Genomic DNA, 16,715 nt, shown 5'->3' with positions numbered 1-16,715 from the left:
CTTAATCTTTGTGGTCACACTGTTGGTCACACGAATTTTCTTCAATTTCTACTAGTTCGGGTTCTTTATCTTTGTTCAACAAATTGCTTAGTCCATCTGCTGCATCTGATTGTATATTTTTTAATAAATGTGAATAAGTATCCAGTGTCAAAACTACACTACTATGACCTAATCTCTCTGATACGACTTTTGGATGGATACCGATTGACAGCATAAGAGAAGCGGAAGTATGTCTTAGATCGTGAAATCTAATATATGGTAACCCCAATTCTCCAATCTTTTTTTTCATCTTTTTAAAGAGGTTGGCTGACAATAATGGCCTACCAATTTCCGTGCAACACACTAAATCATTGTCCTCATACATTTTTCCAGCTAAATCCTTCTCCAAGCAGACTTTTTCGTATTGTCTCTGTAACACTTCAATTACCTCATCCGAAACAGCGATTGGACGAACCCCCGATGAAGTCTTTGCTCCTTGTTTAATACGCTTACCATCATGTTCTAAAGTTTGGGTTACTGTGATTACATTATTTTGAAAATCAACGTTGCTCCAAGGTAGCCCAAGTATTTCTCCCTGTCGCATTCCTGTGTGTACCGCCAGATAGAAGACGATGTAATGTCTGCTATCTTTTAAAGAGTCTAAAAAGCTTTGGATTTGCTCAACTGTCCATATTGACAGTTTTCTTTTTACTCTTTTAGGTCTATCAATTTTATTAGTTGGATTTACTTTAATCATTTCACCTTTAACTGCATAATTTAAAGAGTATACTACAATGTCGAAAATTCGTTGGACATAAGATTCTGCAAACTCTTTATTCTTTTTTGTTTTCTTTTTTCTAATATAACTTACAAATTTTTTAATATCATTTGAATTCACCTCGCCTAAAGCTTTATCATTAAAGAAAGGAGAGATATGATTGATGATTGTAGACCGATATGACTCTGCTGTTAATCTAGACATGTGTTTATTTTGTTCTTTCTCTTGTATCCACACATCCAACATATAATCAGTGAATTTTATCTTGCTTGGTTCGATGTATTCTCCTTTGTTCACCTGAGCTAATAATTCCGTCATAGCAGCGTAAGCGTCCTTTTGCCTTTTGAATCCTCGCTTTTTTTTCTGGTTTCGTGGTTCTCCTTCCTGAGCAACATCCACAACATAATAATATTTGCCAGTCTTTTGGTCTAGTTTTACAGATCCTTTTGCCATTTGGAACCTCCTAAATAATTAAATATAATGAATGTTTTAAACAAATATAATCATATCACACATAGATATTTTTGCAATAAGAAATGATAAGATGTTAATTTGAATCACATGTAAACAACGTAATAGAATAAGGATAACAACGTATCAAGGAGACTAGAACTATTGAATTCATCCAAAAATAAACTCTCAACCACACAAACAATACTTTTGATAGTAGTTGTACTCTATTTAATCTATTTTTTCTCAAACTATCCTGAATCAGCAAATGAACTTTCGAGTTTTTTTGAAAAAATACTGAGATGGATATCAGGTACATAAAGTCATCCTTTTGATTAGGTTTTTTGCTGTCACAATTTACAAATAGTCACCCCTCATGTCACATGGTACATTTATCCTATACGACACCAAGGGGTTGACACACCATGAAGAAATTTTGGGAAGAATGCAAGGAAGAGTTTAAACGTGTTGCAAGTGAATTTAAAAAGTTGACAATGAAAGAATGGCTATTAATCGTAGCAATGTTACTGTTTTGCGTTGTTGTAATCTGGTTTGCAGACTATACGGATTATGTTTTGCCTATTAAACCTGAACTACATAAGGATTGAGATGCTTCATTATGCTATAATCTCCCTACATTGATTGGAGGGTAGGGGAGAGATGAACGCAGTATCCATTATAAAGAATGGTAGAGACGATCATATTGTCATTGTGTGGGACGTTAACGAGTTGCAAGGCAATTCCTTCACCTTTACTACTCAAGAGCCTAGAATCGAAGTTCTGCTGCATCACAAAGAGAAATATGTGTCGCTGGTCGTTAACTATAAACAGATTGAGCTTGTTGTTGATTTAACTTTAGTATTTAATCGAATAGCATTAGAACATATAGCAAAGCATTGCAATATCATATTTACAAGCGCTGAGTATAGGCAAATTAGTCCACAATTTAATTCCGAGACATATCTATTATTCATGCAATATGGCAGCTTAAACTGCAAGGTAGGCGCTGAGGTAGCAAATATATTGGACACGTTTCTGAAGGTGTATGAGTAGGGTTTTCTCATTATGTGAAAAGAAATTCGTGGAATATAGATGAACGGAATTCTCTGTTGGTTTAATGCTGAAGTAATTTCAGTATTAACACCAGTCATATCAATGGTTTTGTTAACTTGTTAAAAGCCAATTGAACATTCAGTATAAAGTAAAAGAGGACTCCTGGTTATTTGGAATCCTCTTTTTTGGATGTTTTTTTAATCATGTTGTAATATTTGTTACCAGAATAATGTTCTTCCAATAACTTTTTCATTGTTTTTGCAACTAAGTTTTCAAAAATATATAAACTTTTCTCTGTTTTAAATGGTTCATTAATAAGCTCCATATATTTCGATTCTTGCTCCCCTTCACCCAATAGTAACCAATCTAATGAAACGCCAAAGAATTTAGCTATTGCTATAGCCATATCAACATTGGGGCGATGCTTACCCTTTTCTAAATTTGATATCGATGCTTTACTTATGCTTTTATATTCGATTATTTCGCCAGTTTCTTTATCATATACTGGTAATTTCAACTCAGCAGCAAGTTCTTCCATATTTAATTTACTTTGTATCCTCAATAATCTAACTCTTTCCCCTAAACTGTCCATTCTATTATCTCCTTTGGCAATCCAATTCCTTACTAACATTATAGCGATATTCCGATAAAAAATACACAAGATTATTTAGTTTTTTAAACAAAGTAAAAATTGTTTGACAGAACATGAGGAGTATGATTTAATATGGATTGTAAAGAAAACTAAACAAAAGTAACGTATGTTGAATTTAATAAAACAATTTGAACAAAAAGGAGGTCTACAACCAAAATTCAAAAAACGTACCAAAAAAGTCCGCAATATAGCCAAAAACCACCCCTTCATTTTAGGGATGGCATTGTATGATTTATATTAGTCATTTGTCAAAATATCAATCATGTCGATTATTTTTCTTTTAGTGTTAGCATCAATAAGCCTACCTCTAAAAGTTAGAAAATCAGTATCTTCTATCATGTCTTCCAAATCGTTGCTGTTGCTGTCACTTATTTTTTTATTCGATGCATAATATGCTTTTGATTCTTCGATAGTCATATATCGAGATTTACCGGGATTATCCAAATCAAAGGCAAGTTGATCGCCAATATAACCAGCATACATCAAAAGTTTTCCTGTAGATTCTTCATAAGCTGCTGCAAATTTTTCTAAAATTTCAGGTGAAATCTTTGGAGGTTTATCGGTATTTGGATGAACACCTTTTTCAATTAAGCTGATATAGGAGACGCTGACACCGACTTCTTCAGCAGCCTTTCGTAACGACCAGCCTTTTTGTTCTCTGAGGTGTCGAAGATAAGTATAAATAGCACTATTCATAGAAACTCCTTTCATTTCTTGACATAACAAATAAAGCAGTGTACATTACTATTGTAGACACGTTCACTATTGTAATACAAGATGAAATTTATGGGAGGGAGGTTCAAGGTGTCCACTTTATGTAGCACTTATTGATGATCGTTGATATCTGAAATCATATCCATTTTTGCTTTGTGTAGTTTTCGTACTCTAGTTAATGCTTTCAAGCGAATCATTCTGTTGTAAAGCTTCTCTGTTTCTTCTACAATTTCGGCCAAGGCAATATCATCATCAGAGTTATGAAATATTGAATCTGACCATTCTTTTCCGGTCAACAACCAATCTGTTGACACATTAAAATATTGAGAGAGAGCCACAATAGCTTCTGCATTTGGAGATACTTTATCAGATTCAATATTACTGATCGTTGATTGAGATATTTTTATGTTAAGGTTTTCGGCTAGTTCATTCATTGAAACATTATGTTGTATACGTAGAAGCTTAACTCTTTTTCCGATGGAATCAAGGCTAGGATTCATTATCATACCCACTTTCTGTCCAGTATCCTCATTATATGTGTAAAATATTAATAATGCAATTTCTGAATTGTCCATAATTATAATAAAATATTAGTATAATGGTTGACTATTATTACTATATTGGATATAATTCATTTATCGAATTAAACAATTCTGAATCGAAAGGAAGATACATAATGACCATCACATTGAAAAAACTCACAACTAACGACAAAGGAGTGTCTACCATGCAAACTCCATACCACCACGACCTGACAATTGAAAAGCTCTGCTACTTCCTTGATATCTCACCTAAAGCAACTATCCTCATCAACGGCATGCAGTTTATGTTAAACACTGTCGAACGCCTTAATGAATTCCTTCAGCGCTCCACATTTGCTAATCATCCTCATTCTCTATTGGTAAAAATGCGTAAAGAACATATCGACTTAAACGGTTACACTTTCAAAGCTGACTTTGTATACGACTACTACCGCAACAAGAAAGCAGCGCTAGAGAAATTGTTTCAAGAGGAGATGCCAGTTTGGAAAGTAAATCGCTTCAAAACAGACGATCCTGAACTAATTTATGATACTTATATTGAACGAGGTAAATATTCAACAGCAGGAGAAGTTGCGTTGTTCATCTAATCCAATAATACATAGCAGGGCAGACAACTACATATCGCATTATAGGCTGTGTCTGTCTCGCTATATCACATAACAACGTAATAATAATATTTGATAAGCTTCGGTATTCCTTTTTAGGGCTTTTAGTACCTATATAACTATAGTTAATATATAGAGAATAATATAGGTCACAAAACCCCCATGACACAAAATTTATAGTGAAGGTGATGATTACAATTGGTCACACAACTTTATAAATGGATTGACGATTATGACCGTTTATCTAAGAAAGAACGTAAAAAGTGGAAAGCTAAAGATTACTTGTTAATGCGTCAAATGTTGGTGAAATACTTTCCTGAATATAACACAACAACATTGCTCTATATTTCGTATCTGGAGAAAGCAAAGGAGAAGATTCCTAAGCTACAGACAATCATTGATTGCTTGGACTCGAATAAGCCACCATATTCAAGTGAACAAAATTATCTTGAAAGTCTCAATGTAAACATATGGGATGCACTCATAACGTATAAAGAAGAATTGCAATCAATGTAAAAGAACAATTTTATTCGCTATAAGATGCGAAAGTTATTCCCAACAAGTTGGGAAAGGAGCTAACCCCAAAATTGGGGTGAGTAACAACCTTTTCACCTGCGTAGGCGTAAAGTAACAATGTATTGGAACGAGCAACATTGTATTGGAACAAAGTAATTATAAATATTTAATCAACGGAAAATTCCGCTCGTTGGAGGAAGTGAGTCAATGAAACATTTAACGATTAGATATATCCTGATACCACTTAACAATCTAACTATATTCACACTAGAGAAGATGATTAATCATATACCTGAGTCAATTCACAATAATGTTGTGCTGACCGCAATAACAAATAAATTGTTTGAAGTAGCTGAAATATTGAGTCCATTATGCGACAAGGGGGATGAAATTTGTGACATTTGATAATAACGCCGCAATGGGTTATACCGCTATAGCTATGGAACAACTAGGATATGAAATGATTGAGATACAGCGCGTTATAAACAGAATGTACGGTGTGTTTGATCGTGTGAGCGTAGATGAAGCAAAGAACCACTATAATACGTCTGATTACTGAAAAGGGGAACAATATGGATAATAAGAATGAATTAGATATTTCAATTGTATTGGGATATGTCTCTTTAGCTTGTCAAAAGATAGGCTATAGCGATAACAAAACAAAGCAGTTGATAAATGTCATTAAGCACATATCAAGTGAAGTAGCCGGAGAGCAAGCAAAATTACATTATGAACAAAATGACTTTTTAAACAATAGGAACAATAAGGGGAATCCGATGTATAATGAAAAACTTTTTGAACACAACATAAGAAAGAAATTCTATCCTCATGGAGCCAGTAGTAAGCAACAAGAAGTATTGAAGGAATTTAACGCAGCGTTAAAACAAGCCTATCAAGCAGGATATGAAAAGGCTGGTTATTTAGGCTATCAGGAGTTTAGTGTCGAGGGAATGCTAGGCTTAATTATTACGGGCATGAAAGACCACAACAGAAGCGACAAACAAATTGTTAAAACTCTATTTGATGTGATCGATGTTATTGAACATGTGTCAATAGAAAAGGCCATTGATACATATGAAAATAGTGATTATAGAATTGATTTAAAAAGGATGTTGGCGAAACAACAATAAAGAGCCTTATTATGGCTCTTTTTAATTTTCTTCATATATTTCATCCACAATAAACAATTCCTCAATACTTACGCCTAATGCTCTTGATATCATAAACAAAGTCTTTATATGGAAAGCCTTATTTTTGTCAAACTTATTAATTGAATGCTGCGATAGTCCATGTTGCTTGCAAAATTGTAGTTGACTGGTATATCCATGTTGTTTTAACAATTCATTTAGTCGTGGCTTTATATTCATGATGTTAGATATATCATCCTTGTTTAATCAAGTTTATGATTCATTTTGTTCGTCTGGTATTTCTTCGATAGTAAACAATTCCTCAACGTTGACACCCAATGCCCTAGCTATAGTAAATAGTGTTGTACTTTTATGTTGAACACTTTTATCAAATGAATTGACAGCTCTTTGATTGATACCATGTTCATTGCAGAATGACAATTGAGATGTGTAGCCTTTTTCTTTCAATACCTCTCCTAAACGTGGTGTAACTTTCAACATAGTTTTGTATTCCTCCATAATGTTCTTGAATCTATTATACAAAAAATAAATGTGATTAACAATAAAATACTACTTGCTAAACACTAATGGTTAATGTATAATAAAGATATCAAAGGGAACACAAAAGGAGCGAATAACAAATGACAAAGTTAACTCAAACGCAAGCTGTAATTGAAGCCATGAAGCAAAAGGGTGGATATGCAACTTTTAAAGAACTGTATGTGGATGCTCGACAAGTTGAAGAAGTAGAATGGAAAACTAAAACTCCTGACGCAACTATTAGACGTATTGTTCAAAATGAAAAGTATTTCTTTAAAATCAGAGCAGGACTTTGGGGATTAAATGAAATGAAAGATAGCTTGCCTTTGGAAGTAATCGAAAATAATGAATCGAACTAATAAAAATAATTATAAGGAGAGATACATAATGAATCATATGCCAATAGGTACAGTTGCACAGATTAAAGCCAAAGAAGTTGAAACTGCATTCCCAAATTTAAAGGTGGCTGGATTACCGTATGTTTCTCACAATGAAGTCATAATAAAGATATATGACATATCCCCAAACACAGTACAGCAAATCAAACAATACATAAATAATAATGGTGTGGATACTGGATATGATATTTATTTTGAGTCAGTGTTGTCAGATGCTTTTGAACGAATCATGAATGACGAATGTGAAAGACAAGGCATCAAGTATTATATGAATGGAAATGAAAGAAGCTATATGTATTTTGACCGTACAAGGGTCATAGATGAATTATTAAATGTGCTAGATGCTGCTAACAACGTATTTAGTGTTGATTCTATTAATCCTATAGCATTCCTAAAACAGCACCAAAATGCAATGGTGTAGGAGTGTGAGCGCATTGAAGCATATACGTGTAGTCAAAAAGGATGGAACTGTGATCATACATTCACTTGGAACGGATCTGGACGTATTGGAGTTAACAACAGCGTTTCAGACTGACCGTGTTGATTATCAAGGAAAGTACACCTATATACATTTGAAAGGTTAGTGATTGAATGAAGTGGAGAATGAAAGATAAAGCAACGCTGATTAGTTGTATAGCGTTATGGATGTTCATTGTAATTAGGGTAATGTATTGAATATATTGTAAAGTGGATAACCTGTAAAATGGTTGTCCTTTTTGCCTGTGTATTTAATATGATTTGTCAGGTTCGTTACAGACCTCGCAAAAGTTGTACGCCGTGTACAACAAGTAAGTTGGACGTTGTGTCCAACAAGTGATGGTCAGTTTGACCACTATTAATAAGCAAAATAAAGAGCCTAGACTAACCATCTAGGCTTGTTTGTGTTTTATTATCTTACTTTTCTTCCTCAACGTTAAAGCCTATTCTTATGGCTGGCTTTTCAGGATCAAGCTTTTTAGCAGCCGTAAGCAAGAAACTAATTTGGGAGACGTGCTGAATCAACTCAACTGGTGAACCATCTTCAAGCTGTCCATAAAAGCGTATCAAATATGGATTATAATAACCAATGTCTTGGACATGGAAGGTTACACTTTGACCAAATGAAACAAGTCTCATACCTACCTCTTGAGTATCGTCTAATTCGCTTTCAAAGTCTTTTATCATTTCGATTATACGTTCGCAATAATCCTCTGCGTATGACGATTTTCTATCTAGTTTAGCATTTGCTTCCATAATCATTTTTCCCATATCCTTTAATGATTCGCTCATGTTATCCCATCCTATCAATAGTGATAGCTATATTGTACCATAAGATGCGTATAAAAATGGTAATTCAATACTGCAAATAGTATTGTCAAATGGTTGTTATACATAGTTGTCATTGGTCAGGTGTCATATTGCTTGTGTGCTATGATGCTGCATTTATTTATTCTTTCTGTAACGGACAATACTAATCAGACATAAGATGATAACCATTGTAATTGCTGTACGTGCAATGATACCTATTGGATATGGGTAGCTAATGAATAACCAAGGTACGAGAAAGGCGGCTAATAGGACGTATGTAAATGGTATGTTTTTGATGAATCTTTTCATGGTCATTTTCCTCCTTTATATTGTCTATAGTCAACGCTTATGATAATATGGTGGTGTGGTTCTAAGGGAATCATTTCGATTCCCCTAGTTGATAAGCTTTAACGTTTAAGGTGCGTCTCCTTGCGAGGGGGTAACGTGCCTTTTTCGTATTCAGCTTTATTTAGCTTGTCCAGTAGTTCCAGCCTTTCCTTTCGTCTCGCTCGCTTTTCGTCAAAGACGATTTTGGTTATGGTAGCGATAAGTCCCAGAATGCTGACTACTAGACCAGCGTAAGGTATGTATTCTTTCATGTTGTCACCACCTCTCTTCCTTACATATATAATTATATCATATGTGATTATATTTGTATATATTAATTCATTATTTTTATTTGTTTAAATGTCACAGTAGTATTGTTATGTGTAGTTGTTAAGTAGGTAGAGGTGAGCGTAGATAAGACAAGGATAAGGTAAGAGTATGACAATAAAGTTAGTGAATCCTAACTATAAGACAAACGTTCCGCGATTCTTATTATTATGGGCGATGCGTTTACGACTAATACAGATTAAAAAAATACTATAACAGTTTCATTTTCATTCACAATAATTTGAAATATTTTACAATTTAATATGCATGATTCTGTTCATATGTCAACGATTTTCACCAAATTTAATGTCAAAAGCTAGATACTACACAACAATACTTATATACCTTCTAAATGGGCTACAACTATGGTTTTATACCATTTAGAATAGGCTAGTGGGGGGTATTTAAAATCATAATTAATGTGATAATTCCCAAATAATGCTGTAGCACTTCCATTCCGGGACTCAACAATAATTTCCATCATTACTCACTGTAAACTGTATTACTCTTATTTACGTCACAATATGGTACAGATTTATCCTACCTGTATCGACACCCTCATCGAAAACACCTATATAAACACTATCTTTTTACTTCATCATTTTATTATTTTTATGTGTATTCCCCTCAATATCACTCCAAAACTGTCCAAAAACTCAATAATACCAATAGTTTTCTCGATACTACTGACACCATAATCGAGTTTCTTCCTTTATATATGTGCGTTTTTTAACCTTTTAGTCCAATTTCTCGATACGGGTTTTTGTGTGTCACGATCAACTGCAACTACATTCAATTCAAACAAATAAAAATAATGAATTGCTATATACAAATATAATCATTTATGATAATATGAATTCAGGGTGATATTACCCTTAATAAAAAACAATCATAAAAAAGGAGAAATACATAATGAAGAATATTGAAGCTGTACTAATTGGTGAACAAGCAAAGAAATTTCGTGAAGCTGCTGGTATAACTTTGGAGGAATTGCAAAAGTACAATCAAGAAATAACTGTAGATTTCAAAGCTTTCGAGGATGGGAAAATATACTCACCAGAGACAATCAATGAGTTGCAACAATTATACAATCGAACAATAGAAAATTTGTACATTGAAAAAGGACAATCCTTTATAGGCTTCTTAGAGAAGTACTCCCTAGAAAATGGACTCGATAGCGAATCATTGATTGATACATACTACTATTCAATTGCTGATTCCATCGTTAATAATGAAGATAAAAAGAGAACGGTGAACATTGTGAAACAACTTATGATAAACACCAACAGAAGCATAGAGAACTATTATTCTTCGCAAGACAATGCGAAACAATTAAAGTTAATGTTTAATGAATTGATGGATGTCACTAAGGATTCAATTCAGAGTAACAAAATAGCTAATGAAGAATGTCATTCGCACATGGCTATGGCTGACATCTTAATACGGATTGTATCAGCTTCAGACCATAAAGATGAAATTATTAATAGTGTTGAGGAAGATATGAAACTATACGGGGAAGAGGACTTTCCAGAGTATGACGAAGAATCATATGTGAAATTGATTAATGAACTAAAAACCTATTGGGATGTAAATCTATATAAGTGAATATAATAATATTATTGACAATGATTTTAATGCGTCATATTATTAACATACAGGCTTGGCAAACCTGAGCACAAGAAAGGAGAGGCAGAGGATTAAATTACTACTACATAATGCAGCCTACACCAGTAAGCCATCAAGAGAGGAAGTAAGGGACGTAATCAGTAGGGGTTTAATGAAGAATCCTGTTGATATTACTCCTAAACAACTAGCTCATGAAGTAACACAGGGCAAAACGTTTGTTCCAGCATATATAGCAACCAGAGTAAAAGGTGTTCTTGCTAGGAGGGATATGTGTTGGACTTCTCAACAAATTGTAGCACTAGATTTTGATAACAGTATCTATAATAGTAAGTTGAAAAAGACAGTTAAGGATATAAAGTTGACTTGGGATCAGGCTAAACAAGAATTTATAGGTAAAGCAATGTTCATGTACAAAACGTTCAGTTATAAGGATGATTGGCCTAAGTTTAGAGTTGTCTTTGCATATAGTGAGCCTTTCACCAATATAAATATAATGAGTCTACATAATCAGGAATTGTTTAATTCATATCCCTATGTTGATGAATCTACATTCCAGCCTAATAGACTATTCTTTGGCGGCTACGATCTACACGTTTTTGATTACGCCAATCGTTTACCTGTTCATGACCCTCAAGGGGGTTTTTATGACCTATATAACTTTAGTTATAATATAGATAATAATATAGGTGCTAAAACCCCCTTGGAGAAGAGTAAGCTCAAATCTAATTTACCTTTAATCATAAATAGAGATAAATCAGTTAAGCAATATATGAATGATAATTATCCAGAGACTATATGTTGTTCAACAAATGAAGCATTCCAATATCTAAAGAAGATCAATCTTCATGACTATCTAGGTATACATAGTAAAACTACATTTGATATATTCCATACAGAAAGGAATCCTTCAGCTAGTATATATAAAGATCCATCTACAGGTTATTGGTGGTATAAGTGTTGGAGTGCTAACCATCCGTGGAAAGGTACTATAATAGATGTGACTGAACGCTTAACAGGATTATCTAACAGTAAGAGTTTTAGGTATCTTATGGAAGTGTTTAATATCAAGCTAATGAAGTCAGATTGGCAACAAGAGCAAGAAGAAATATTTAATCTGAACAAACAATTATTGCTCGATGAATTTTATATTGAAGAAGCGTATCCAAATTTATATAGTATAATACGCTCACCACTATATTATTCGATTTTGAGAGAGTTACACGACATAGCAATTGAAAATATACACAACCTAATTAAGCAGCCTGACGGAAGTGCCGTATTCTTTGCTTCCATACATTATATTATGCATAGATTGAATAGATTCGGAAATTTCGAAGAGTTTAGAAAGAGAAAGGAGAAATGGTTTAGAACAGCTATTCCTTTACTTGTATATCTTGGACTTGTTCAGAGAGTTGGTAGCGAACATCTTCCATCTGCATATATAAAGAAAGCTAAATCAGAAGCAAGCATAAATGCAAAAGACAATGGATTTCAAAAGAAATTGATTACGTTTTTCTCGTTACCATCATATGATGCTGTACAAATGATCGATGTTGAGGAATTAGCGAAGCAGTTTAAGGAATTGGGAATGACAATAGGCAACTTTGATAGGCAAATGGTTGTGAAGACTCTTGGTGTAGATGAAACAGACAGGATTTTTCCTGAACGTAAAGGAGAAAAGCTGTCTGAGTTAAACGAAAGTACATGTAGACTACTTGAAGAGACATTGATCAAATACATAGATGAGTTTGGATATGCAACAGAGGAAAAGATTATATTGAATACACATTTGAGTGTTGATGTGGAAGCAGAAATCAGAAAAAGAGATAAGAAGGTCAAAGAATCGGATGTTATTGACGACGAAAAAAAAGAAAAATGGCTGTTTGAATTTAAAAAGAGACAGTTAAAAAAACAAATCGGGGGTTTGTTAACCAAGTACAATCTGAAAAGAGAAACTTTGAGTAACAGGTTAATGGAGGAACAGGAAATACCGATTCACTATAATGAAAACGGAAATCAATCGTTTCCAAAAGTTATATATAAAGATAAACATAATTAATTAAACAGTATAATGAACGGAGGAAGTAATTATTGAAAACTAAAACTATCCAATATAATATTATCAAAATCCACATTGATCAGCTCATTGAATCAGATTACAACTTGTCTATAGACTATTCTGATTATCGTCATTTGTTTGTTGAACAGCAGAACAACGCTGTACTTCAATTTATAATGAATTATCATAGATTAAATAATCAGAAAACAGACTGTCAAAACAGAAAGACGACTTATCACCTGTCTAAGAGGTATAAACATTTTCCGCTAATTAATTACAGTGATTTGAAGGTCAAAAAGAAGAAGCGAATTATACCTTACATAGATGATATGATTTTTGTCGAAGCTCCAAAAAACAAGAAAAAAGAAAAACATCTGGAACATATCATTCGTAGTGGTTTCATTTTCAATAATAAGAAATATGTACGTTATAGTATTGGAAGTGAAGGAGTTACTAATTTTGTTGTCGAGGACATAAGCGCAGATTTAATTGAAGCCAGCCAATTAGGTGTTACGCCTGATACAGTAGTCACAAGTAAATATGAAGCACAGAGAAATCTATTATTTACCTCCTGTACGTTTGTAGAAGGAAAACCTCCTTACATAGTGATTGTTGATGAATATAAGAAGACGCTCAAAAACCAGTACATTAGATATGTTAAGTTGACACCAATGACTGGTATAGATAAAAAAACAGGAAAAGAGTACAACTTCACGGACAAGAAGATTGAGGAAGGCTATCATGATGTTGAGATTTCACCATTTGATGGATTCGGCATACATAAACCCCATGTTTCAAAAATGTTTAATGCAGTATTGGGGCAAATAAGAAAACCTTTTATGAAAGGTGTATCTGTTGAAGCACCCATAGATGAATATTATGCTGAACGTGGTGTGACTCATATTACTGATGTGTTTGGTAAATCGCACAGCGTGGAAGAGATTGATTGCATATGGAATACGGCAATGTGGAAGGCGTATGGACTATTTAAAAACACATTTCCCAACACAATGGGAAAAACACCTTGGGACGAATATTTAGAACGGACACATAAGTATGGGCTAGATCAAATTGGTATAAGTAAGTATTCACATGATAAGTCTAAGTCTCCACTCAAAAGCAGAATGAACTTTCAATATTTACAGTGTCTTGATTTGGATAATCCCAAATATGTTGAGAGCTTTAATAATAAAGAAAAAGAATATGACATTCTCGATAATAAGAATGATGGTAAGATGATCGAGTTGGCAAGGTATACAACTGATGTGTTTGAAAAAATAATCAAAGGTGATTTATTTTATACATTAAAACTATTGGGGATTGGAGATACGCAAGGGTACACTTCAACAAGCAATTATATCAATGCTATTTTAGTAAATCCTATTATGATACACGATCCTTCAGTTAAATCTTCCGTTCGTCGATTATTAGACAAACAGATAAAAGAAGCAAAGCAGGGCAAAATTTATGCTAATGGATTTTACCATACTGGAGTTGGTGACATTATAGGGTATCTAGAATATGTGGCTGGACTTCCAGTTGTAGGCTGCTTAAAAGCAGGAGAAATTTTCGTAAAGACTTTGCCAGTTGGGGAAGTGGTCTCATTTAGATCACCGCTAATGGATGCAAGTGAAGTAAATAAGGTAAATATAGTGGAAAACGATATGACTAGAAAATACTTTAACTACTTTGCTAATCAGGACATTGTAATGTTTAATATGTACGATCTTTCTTTACCCCAGCAGGGTGGCGCAGATTTGGATGGGGATGGATTCTATTTATGTAATAATAAGGTAATTATTAATTCAGTAATTCAACGTCCTATTGTGATTGATATTGATGATAAAGTAACAGCTAAATCAGTGAAATATAATATGGATGCCATAGTCAAGTTTGAACTGAATAGTCGTGACAGTAGAATTGGGGAAATCACTAATGTGGCAACATCCCTTATTAATCAAAGACCAATCAATGGTACAGATGAAATCGATAATCAGTATATGCCGTTACTGAGAATTTATCAAGGCAAAGAAATAGACGCGATCAAGACAGGACTAAGATGGAGTATTCCGAAATGGATGAAAAACAAAGCCAAGAAGCTGCCACACTTTTTGATTTATAAATATCCAAAAAAGAAAGAAGAGTACGAAAAAATCAAAAAGAAAAATAAAGAGTTCAAGGAAAAGGGAGTTGATAAGAGGTTGCCATATAACGTTTTCGATTCACCTTCTGCGATGAATGAACTATGTCGATTTATAGAAAAATGGTATTGGGAAAGGGGAACATGGAAAAGTTTTGATGTAGTCAATAATGGACACTTATTAATAGATAAAAAGGTTGAGTCGAATTTGACTAATAAAGAGTTGATGAAGGAAATAAAAACAATCATTTCAAATTTTAATGCAAAATATAAACAGTTAATTAATCAGGGTGAAAGAGGTAAAGCACTAAACAACATATTTACCGAATATGAAGAATTACTGTATTCCATACATAGAAATAAAAAAGAGCTTGCTAATTATGTTATCAAGGTTTCTTATGCAAGTCTATCAAGTGATAAAGTATTATGCTGGTCGTTGTTTGGGGATGAAATGTTGTCTAACCTTCAGCAAAATACAGATAGTAAGTATAGATATCAAATTGAAGAATGTAGCAAGGAAGTCGAAGGCGCTAGAGAATATCTAGGCAGATATTATACTTTTACAGAAACGGTAAAGGAGAAATGATGATTTGAAATTATTGTCCACAATACTAGAAGAATACACTGAAACACATGACCTTGCTCTAATTGAAGAATTCAAAGAAGCTCTATGGGGAAGCAAATTAAAACTAAAGAAAAGAAAGTTGTCCTATAAATACAAGGTAGTTGATTCTCTGTTACAAAATGATTCGGAATTGATTGGAATGTTTGATAAGCATAAGAAAGTCGAATACTTCAACAACCAAAACAGATATAGTTATGATGAATTAGAATACATCGACTTTATTAGAATCAGGGTCAACAATCTGTATGCCTATCATTTTGATAGTGAACTGTACTTGGACAAGGAGTATTATCGACTGTTAAGCACAGCAGCAAATAAATATTATGAAGTAATTGGACAGCTAAAACAAGATGGAAATATACATATAGACACAAAAGAAATAGACGAAGATATTAAACGATCCTTTGATTTAGCAGAACAAGTAAAAACAAACTCACCAAATAAAAAAATGACATTAACCTGGGATAAATATGTTAAATTGGTGAATGGCTGGATTGACCATTTGTTTGATTTGTATAAAACACCAGAACGATATGAACAAGAACATGGATGGGAATATAGGAATGAAGTAATATTCACAGAAGAGAATTGGGTAATTAATTATTTCAATAAAAGTATAAAGGGAAAGACGTTAAATTATATTCGTGATAGTATGCCCAAATACATAATATGTGATAAATGTGGTAAAGAGCTTGAAGTAAGACATAAGAACACAAGATATTGCAAAGTATGTTTAAAAGAAAGAACCAAAGAACGAAGAAAGGTAAATAATTCAAAGTATTATATGAAGAATAAAAAATAAGACTGCTATTATGGTATTATTCAGTATTGGAGAGAAGGAGTGAACAACCTTTTCTCAGATTTACAATTGTATTTATTTGCTGTCTAGTCCTCATACTACTAGGCAGCCCTCCAATTAAGTATGCAGCATTTATTTATTCCTTATAACCAATCATTCTCCGAGCAAAAA

The 16,715-nt window shown here is 33.4% G+C and carries 21 protein-coding genes; 13 read left to right on the top strand and 8 right to left on the bottom strand.

Going from position 1 to position 16,715, the window contains the following annotated elements; genetic code table 11:
- Position 1: 1 nt before the first annotated feature.
- The gene (locus MHB54_RS28090; RefSeq protein WP_340982127.1) at positions 2 to 1,210 is read right to left on the bottom strand and encodes a site-specific integrase; all 1,209 of its coding nucleotides are present in this window, start codon (positions 1,208 to 1,210) and stop codon (positions 2 to 4) included.
- A 422-nt stretch (positions 1,211 to 1,632) separates the two neighbouring features.
- Between MHB54_RS28090 and MHB54_RS28085 the strand changes: the two genes are divergently transcribed.
- On the top strand, positions 1,633 to 1,815 hold the full coding sequence (locus MHB54_RS28085; protein WP_340982126.1) for a hypothetical protein: 183 nt from the start codon (positions 1,633 to 1,635) through the stop codon (positions 1,813 to 1,815).
- Between the two features lie 52 nt (positions 1,816 to 1,867).
- The gene (locus MHB54_RS28080) at positions 1,868 to 2,260 is read left to right on the top strand and encodes a hypothetical protein (RefSeq protein WP_340982125.1); all 393 of its coding nucleotides are present in this window, start codon (positions 1,868 to 1,870) and stop codon (positions 2,258 to 2,260) included.
- 166 nt (positions 2,261 to 2,426) lie between these two features.
- Here the strand turns inward: MHB54_RS28080 and MHB54_RS28075 are convergent, their stop codons facing one another.
- The 3 genes from MHB54_RS28075 to MHB54_RS28065 all read right to left on the bottom strand — a co-directional run bounded on the left by MHB54_RS28075 (position 2,427) and on the right by MHB54_RS28065 (position 4,126).
- Positions 2,427 to 2,852 (bottom strand): helix-turn-helix domain-containing protein, encoded by a 426-nt coding sequence (locus tag MHB54_RS28075; protein ID WP_340982124.1) that lies wholly within the window; start codon positions 2,850 to 2,852, stop codon positions 2,427 to 2,429.
- A 297-nt stretch (positions 2,853 to 3,149) separates the two neighbouring features.
- On the bottom strand, positions 3,150 to 3,608 hold the full coding sequence (locus MHB54_RS28070; RefSeq protein ID WP_340982123.1) for a helix-turn-helix domain-containing protein: 459 nt from the start codon (positions 3,606 to 3,608) through the stop codon (positions 3,150 to 3,152).
- Positions 3,609 to 3,736: 128 nt separating this feature from the next.
- Positions 3,737 to 4,126 (bottom strand): helix-turn-helix domain-containing protein, encoded by a 390-nt coding sequence (locus tag MHB54_RS28065; RefSeq protein ID WP_340982122.1) that lies wholly within the window; start codon positions 4,124 to 4,126, stop codon positions 3,737 to 3,739.
- Positions 4,127 to 4,302: 176 nt separating this feature from the next.
- Here MHB54_RS28065 and MHB54_RS28060 point away from each other — a divergent pair, with 176 nt between their 5' ends.
- The 4 genes from MHB54_RS28060 to MHB54_RS28045 all read left to right on the top strand — a co-directional run bounded on the left by MHB54_RS28060 (position 4,303) and on the right by MHB54_RS28045 (position 6,419).
- Entirely contained in the window at positions 4,303 to 4,755 is a 453-nt protein-coding gene (locus MHB54_RS28060) for a hypothetical protein (protein ID WP_340982121.1), read from the top strand.
- Between the two features lie 216 nt (positions 4,756 to 4,971).
- Complete coding sequence (locus tag MHB54_RS28055) at positions 4,972 to 5,289, top strand: hypothetical protein (protein WP_340982120.1); 318 nt, start codon at positions 4,972 to 4,974, stop codon at positions 5,287 to 5,289.
- A gap of 394 nt (positions 5,290 to 5,683) precedes the next feature.
- A complete protein-coding gene (locus MHB54_RS28050; RefSeq protein WP_340982119.1) occupies positions 5,684 to 5,848 on the top strand; it encodes a hypothetical protein in 165 nt (54 codons plus the stop codon).
- Between the two features lie 13 nt (positions 5,849 to 5,861).
- Positions 5,862 to 6,419 (top strand): hypothetical protein, encoded by a 558-nt coding sequence (locus tag MHB54_RS28045; protein WP_340982118.1) that lies wholly within the window; start codon positions 5,862 to 5,864, stop codon positions 6,417 to 6,419.
- 21 nt (positions 6,420 to 6,440) lie between these two features.
- Here the strand turns inward: MHB54_RS28045 and MHB54_RS28040 are convergent, their stop codons facing one another.
- A complete protein-coding gene (locus MHB54_RS28040) occupies positions 6,441 to 6,656 on the bottom strand; it encodes a helix-turn-helix transcriptional regulator (protein ID WP_340982117.1) in 216 nt (71 codons plus the stop codon).
- A 33-nt stretch (positions 6,657 to 6,689) separates the two neighbouring features.
- On the bottom strand, positions 6,690 to 6,917 hold the full coding sequence (locus tag MHB54_RS28035) for an XRE family transcriptional regulator (protein WP_340982116.1): 228 nt from the start codon (positions 6,915 to 6,917) through the stop codon (positions 6,690 to 6,692).
- A gap of 140 nt (positions 6,918 to 7,057) precedes the next feature.
- Between MHB54_RS28035 and MHB54_RS28030 the strand changes: the two genes are divergently transcribed.
- The 3 genes from MHB54_RS28030 to MHB54_RS28020 are packed head-to-tail and all read left to right on the top strand — an operon-like array spanning position 7,058 to position 7,938.
- A complete protein-coding gene (locus tag MHB54_RS28030; RefSeq protein WP_340982115.1) occupies positions 7,058 to 7,315 on the top strand; it encodes an HTH domain-containing protein in 258 nt (85 codons plus the stop codon).
- A 28-nt stretch (positions 7,316 to 7,343) separates the two neighbouring features.
- Positions 7,344 to 7,775, top strand: coding sequence for a hypothetical protein (locus MHB54_RS28025; protein ID WP_340982114.1), 432 nt, complete (start codon positions 7,344 to 7,346; stop codon positions 7,773 to 7,775).
- A 13-nt stretch (positions 7,776 to 7,788) separates the two neighbouring features.
- Positions 7,789 to 7,938, top strand: a complete 150-nt coding sequence (locus tag MHB54_RS28020; RefSeq protein ID WP_340982113.1) for a hypothetical protein — start codon at positions 7,789 to 7,791, stop codon at positions 7,936 to 7,938.
- 310 nt (positions 7,939 to 8,248) lie between these two features.
- Here the strand turns inward: MHB54_RS28020 and MHB54_RS28015 are convergent, their stop codons facing one another.
- Both MHB54_RS28015 and MHB54_RS28010 read right to left on the bottom strand, forming a co-directional pair.
- Positions 8,249 to 8,623, bottom strand: coding sequence for a DUF6173 family protein (locus MHB54_RS28015; RefSeq protein WP_340982112.1), 375 nt, complete (start codon positions 8,621 to 8,623; stop codon positions 8,249 to 8,251).
- Positions 8,624 to 9,048: 425 nt separating this feature from the next.
- On the bottom strand, positions 9,049 to 9,240 hold the full coding sequence (locus MHB54_RS28010) for a hypothetical protein (RefSeq protein ID WP_340982111.1): 192 nt from the start codon (positions 9,238 to 9,240) through the stop codon (positions 9,049 to 9,051).
- A 967-nt stretch (positions 9,241 to 10,207) separates the two neighbouring features.
- Between MHB54_RS28010 and MHB54_RS28005 the strand changes: the two genes are divergently transcribed.
- The 4 genes from MHB54_RS28005 (at position 10,208) to MHB54_RS27990 (ending at position 16,547) form a co-directional block, all read left to right on the top strand.
- The gene (locus MHB54_RS28005; RefSeq protein WP_340982110.1) at positions 10,208 to 10,900 is read left to right on the top strand and encodes a hypothetical protein; all 693 of its coding nucleotides are present in this window, start codon (positions 10,208 to 10,210) and stop codon (positions 10,898 to 10,900) included.
- Between the two features lie 172 nt (positions 10,901 to 11,072).
- Entirely contained in the window at positions 11,073 to 12,980 is a 1,908-nt protein-coding gene (locus MHB54_RS28000) for a hypothetical protein (protein WP_340982109.1), read from the top strand.
- 32 nt (positions 12,981 to 13,012) lie between these two features.
- On the top strand, positions 13,013 to 15,706 hold the full coding sequence (locus MHB54_RS27995; protein ID WP_340982108.1) for an RNA dependent RNA polymerase: 2,694 nt from the start codon (positions 13,013 to 13,015) through the stop codon (positions 15,704 to 15,706).
- A 4-nt stretch (positions 15,707 to 15,710) separates the two neighbouring features.
- The gene (locus MHB54_RS27990; RefSeq protein WP_340982107.1) at positions 15,711 to 16,547 is read left to right on the top strand and encodes a hypothetical protein; all 837 of its coding nucleotides are present in this window, start codon (positions 15,711 to 15,713) and stop codon (positions 16,545 to 16,547) included.
- Positions 16,548 to 16,715 lie beyond the last annotated feature (168 nt).

Source organism: Paenibacillus sp. FSL M7-0802 (assembly GCF_038004945.1).
Lineage (GTDB): Bacteria > Bacillota > Bacilli > Paenibacillales > Paenibacillaceae > Paenibacillus > Paenibacillus polymyxa_B.
This window is presented reverse-complemented; position numbering and strand designations above follow the sequence as displayed.

Bases quoted from the DNA above. Each gene is read 5' to 3' on its own strand.
- MHB54_RS28090 (WP_340982127.1), bottom strand. From the start codon at position 1,210: ATGGCAAAAGGATCTGTAAAACTAGACCAAAAGACTGGCAAATATTAT.
- MHB54_RS28085 (WP_340982126.1), top strand. From the start codon at position 1,633: ATGAAGAAATTTTGGGAAGAATGCAAGGAAGAGTTTAAACGTGTTGCA.
- MHB54_RS28080 (WP_340982125.1), top strand. From the start codon at position 1,868: ATGAACGCAGTATCCATTATAAAGAATGGTAGAGACGATCATATTGTC.
- MHB54_RS28075 (WP_340982124.1), bottom strand. From the start codon at position 2,852: ATGGACAGTTTAGGGGAAAGAGTTAGATTATTGAGGATACAAAGTAAA.
- MHB54_RS28070 (WP_340982123.1), bottom strand. From the start codon at position 3,608: ATGAATAGTGCTATTTATACTTATCTTCGACACCTCAGAGAACAAAAA.
- MHB54_RS28065 (WP_340982122.1), bottom strand. From the start codon at position 4,126: ATGAATCCTAGCCTTGATTCCATCGGAAAAAGAGTTAAGCTTCTACGT.
- MHB54_RS28060 (WP_340982121.1), top strand. From the start codon at position 4,303: ATGACCATCACATTGAAAAAACTCACAACTAACGACAAAGGAGTGTCT.
- MHB54_RS28045 (WP_340982118.1), top strand. From the start codon at position 5,862: ATGGATAATAAGAATGAATTAGATATTTCAATTGTATTGGGATATGTC.
- MHB54_RS28040 (WP_340982117.1), bottom strand. From the start codon at position 6,656: ATGAATATAAAGCCACGACTAAATGAATTGTTAAAACAACATGGATAT.
- MHB54_RS28035 (WP_340982116.1), bottom strand. From the start codon at position 6,917: ATGTTGAAAGTTACACCACGTTTAGGAGAGGTATTGAAAGAAAAAGGC.
- MHB54_RS28030 (WP_340982115.1), top strand. From the start codon at position 7,058: ATGACAAAGTTAACTCAAACGCAAGCTGTAATTGAAGCCATGAAGCAA.
- MHB54_RS28025 (WP_340982114.1), top strand. From the start codon at position 7,344: ATGAATCATATGCCAATAGGTACAGTTGCACAGATTAAAGCCAAAGAA.
- MHB54_RS28015 (WP_340982112.1), bottom strand. From the start codon at position 8,623: ATGAGCGAATCATTAAAGGATATGGGAAAAATGATTATGGAAGCAAAT.
- MHB54_RS28010 (WP_340982111.1), bottom strand. From the start codon at position 9,240: ATGAAAGAATACATACCTTACGCTGGTCTAGTAGTCAGCATTCTGGGA.
- MHB54_RS28005 (WP_340982110.1), top strand. From the start codon at position 10,208: ATGAAGAATATTGAAGCTGTACTAATTGGTGAACAAGCAAAGAAATTT.
- MHB54_RS28000 (WP_340982109.1), top strand. From the start codon at position 11,073: ATGAAGAATCCTGTTGATATTACTCCTAAACAACTAGCTCATGAAGTA.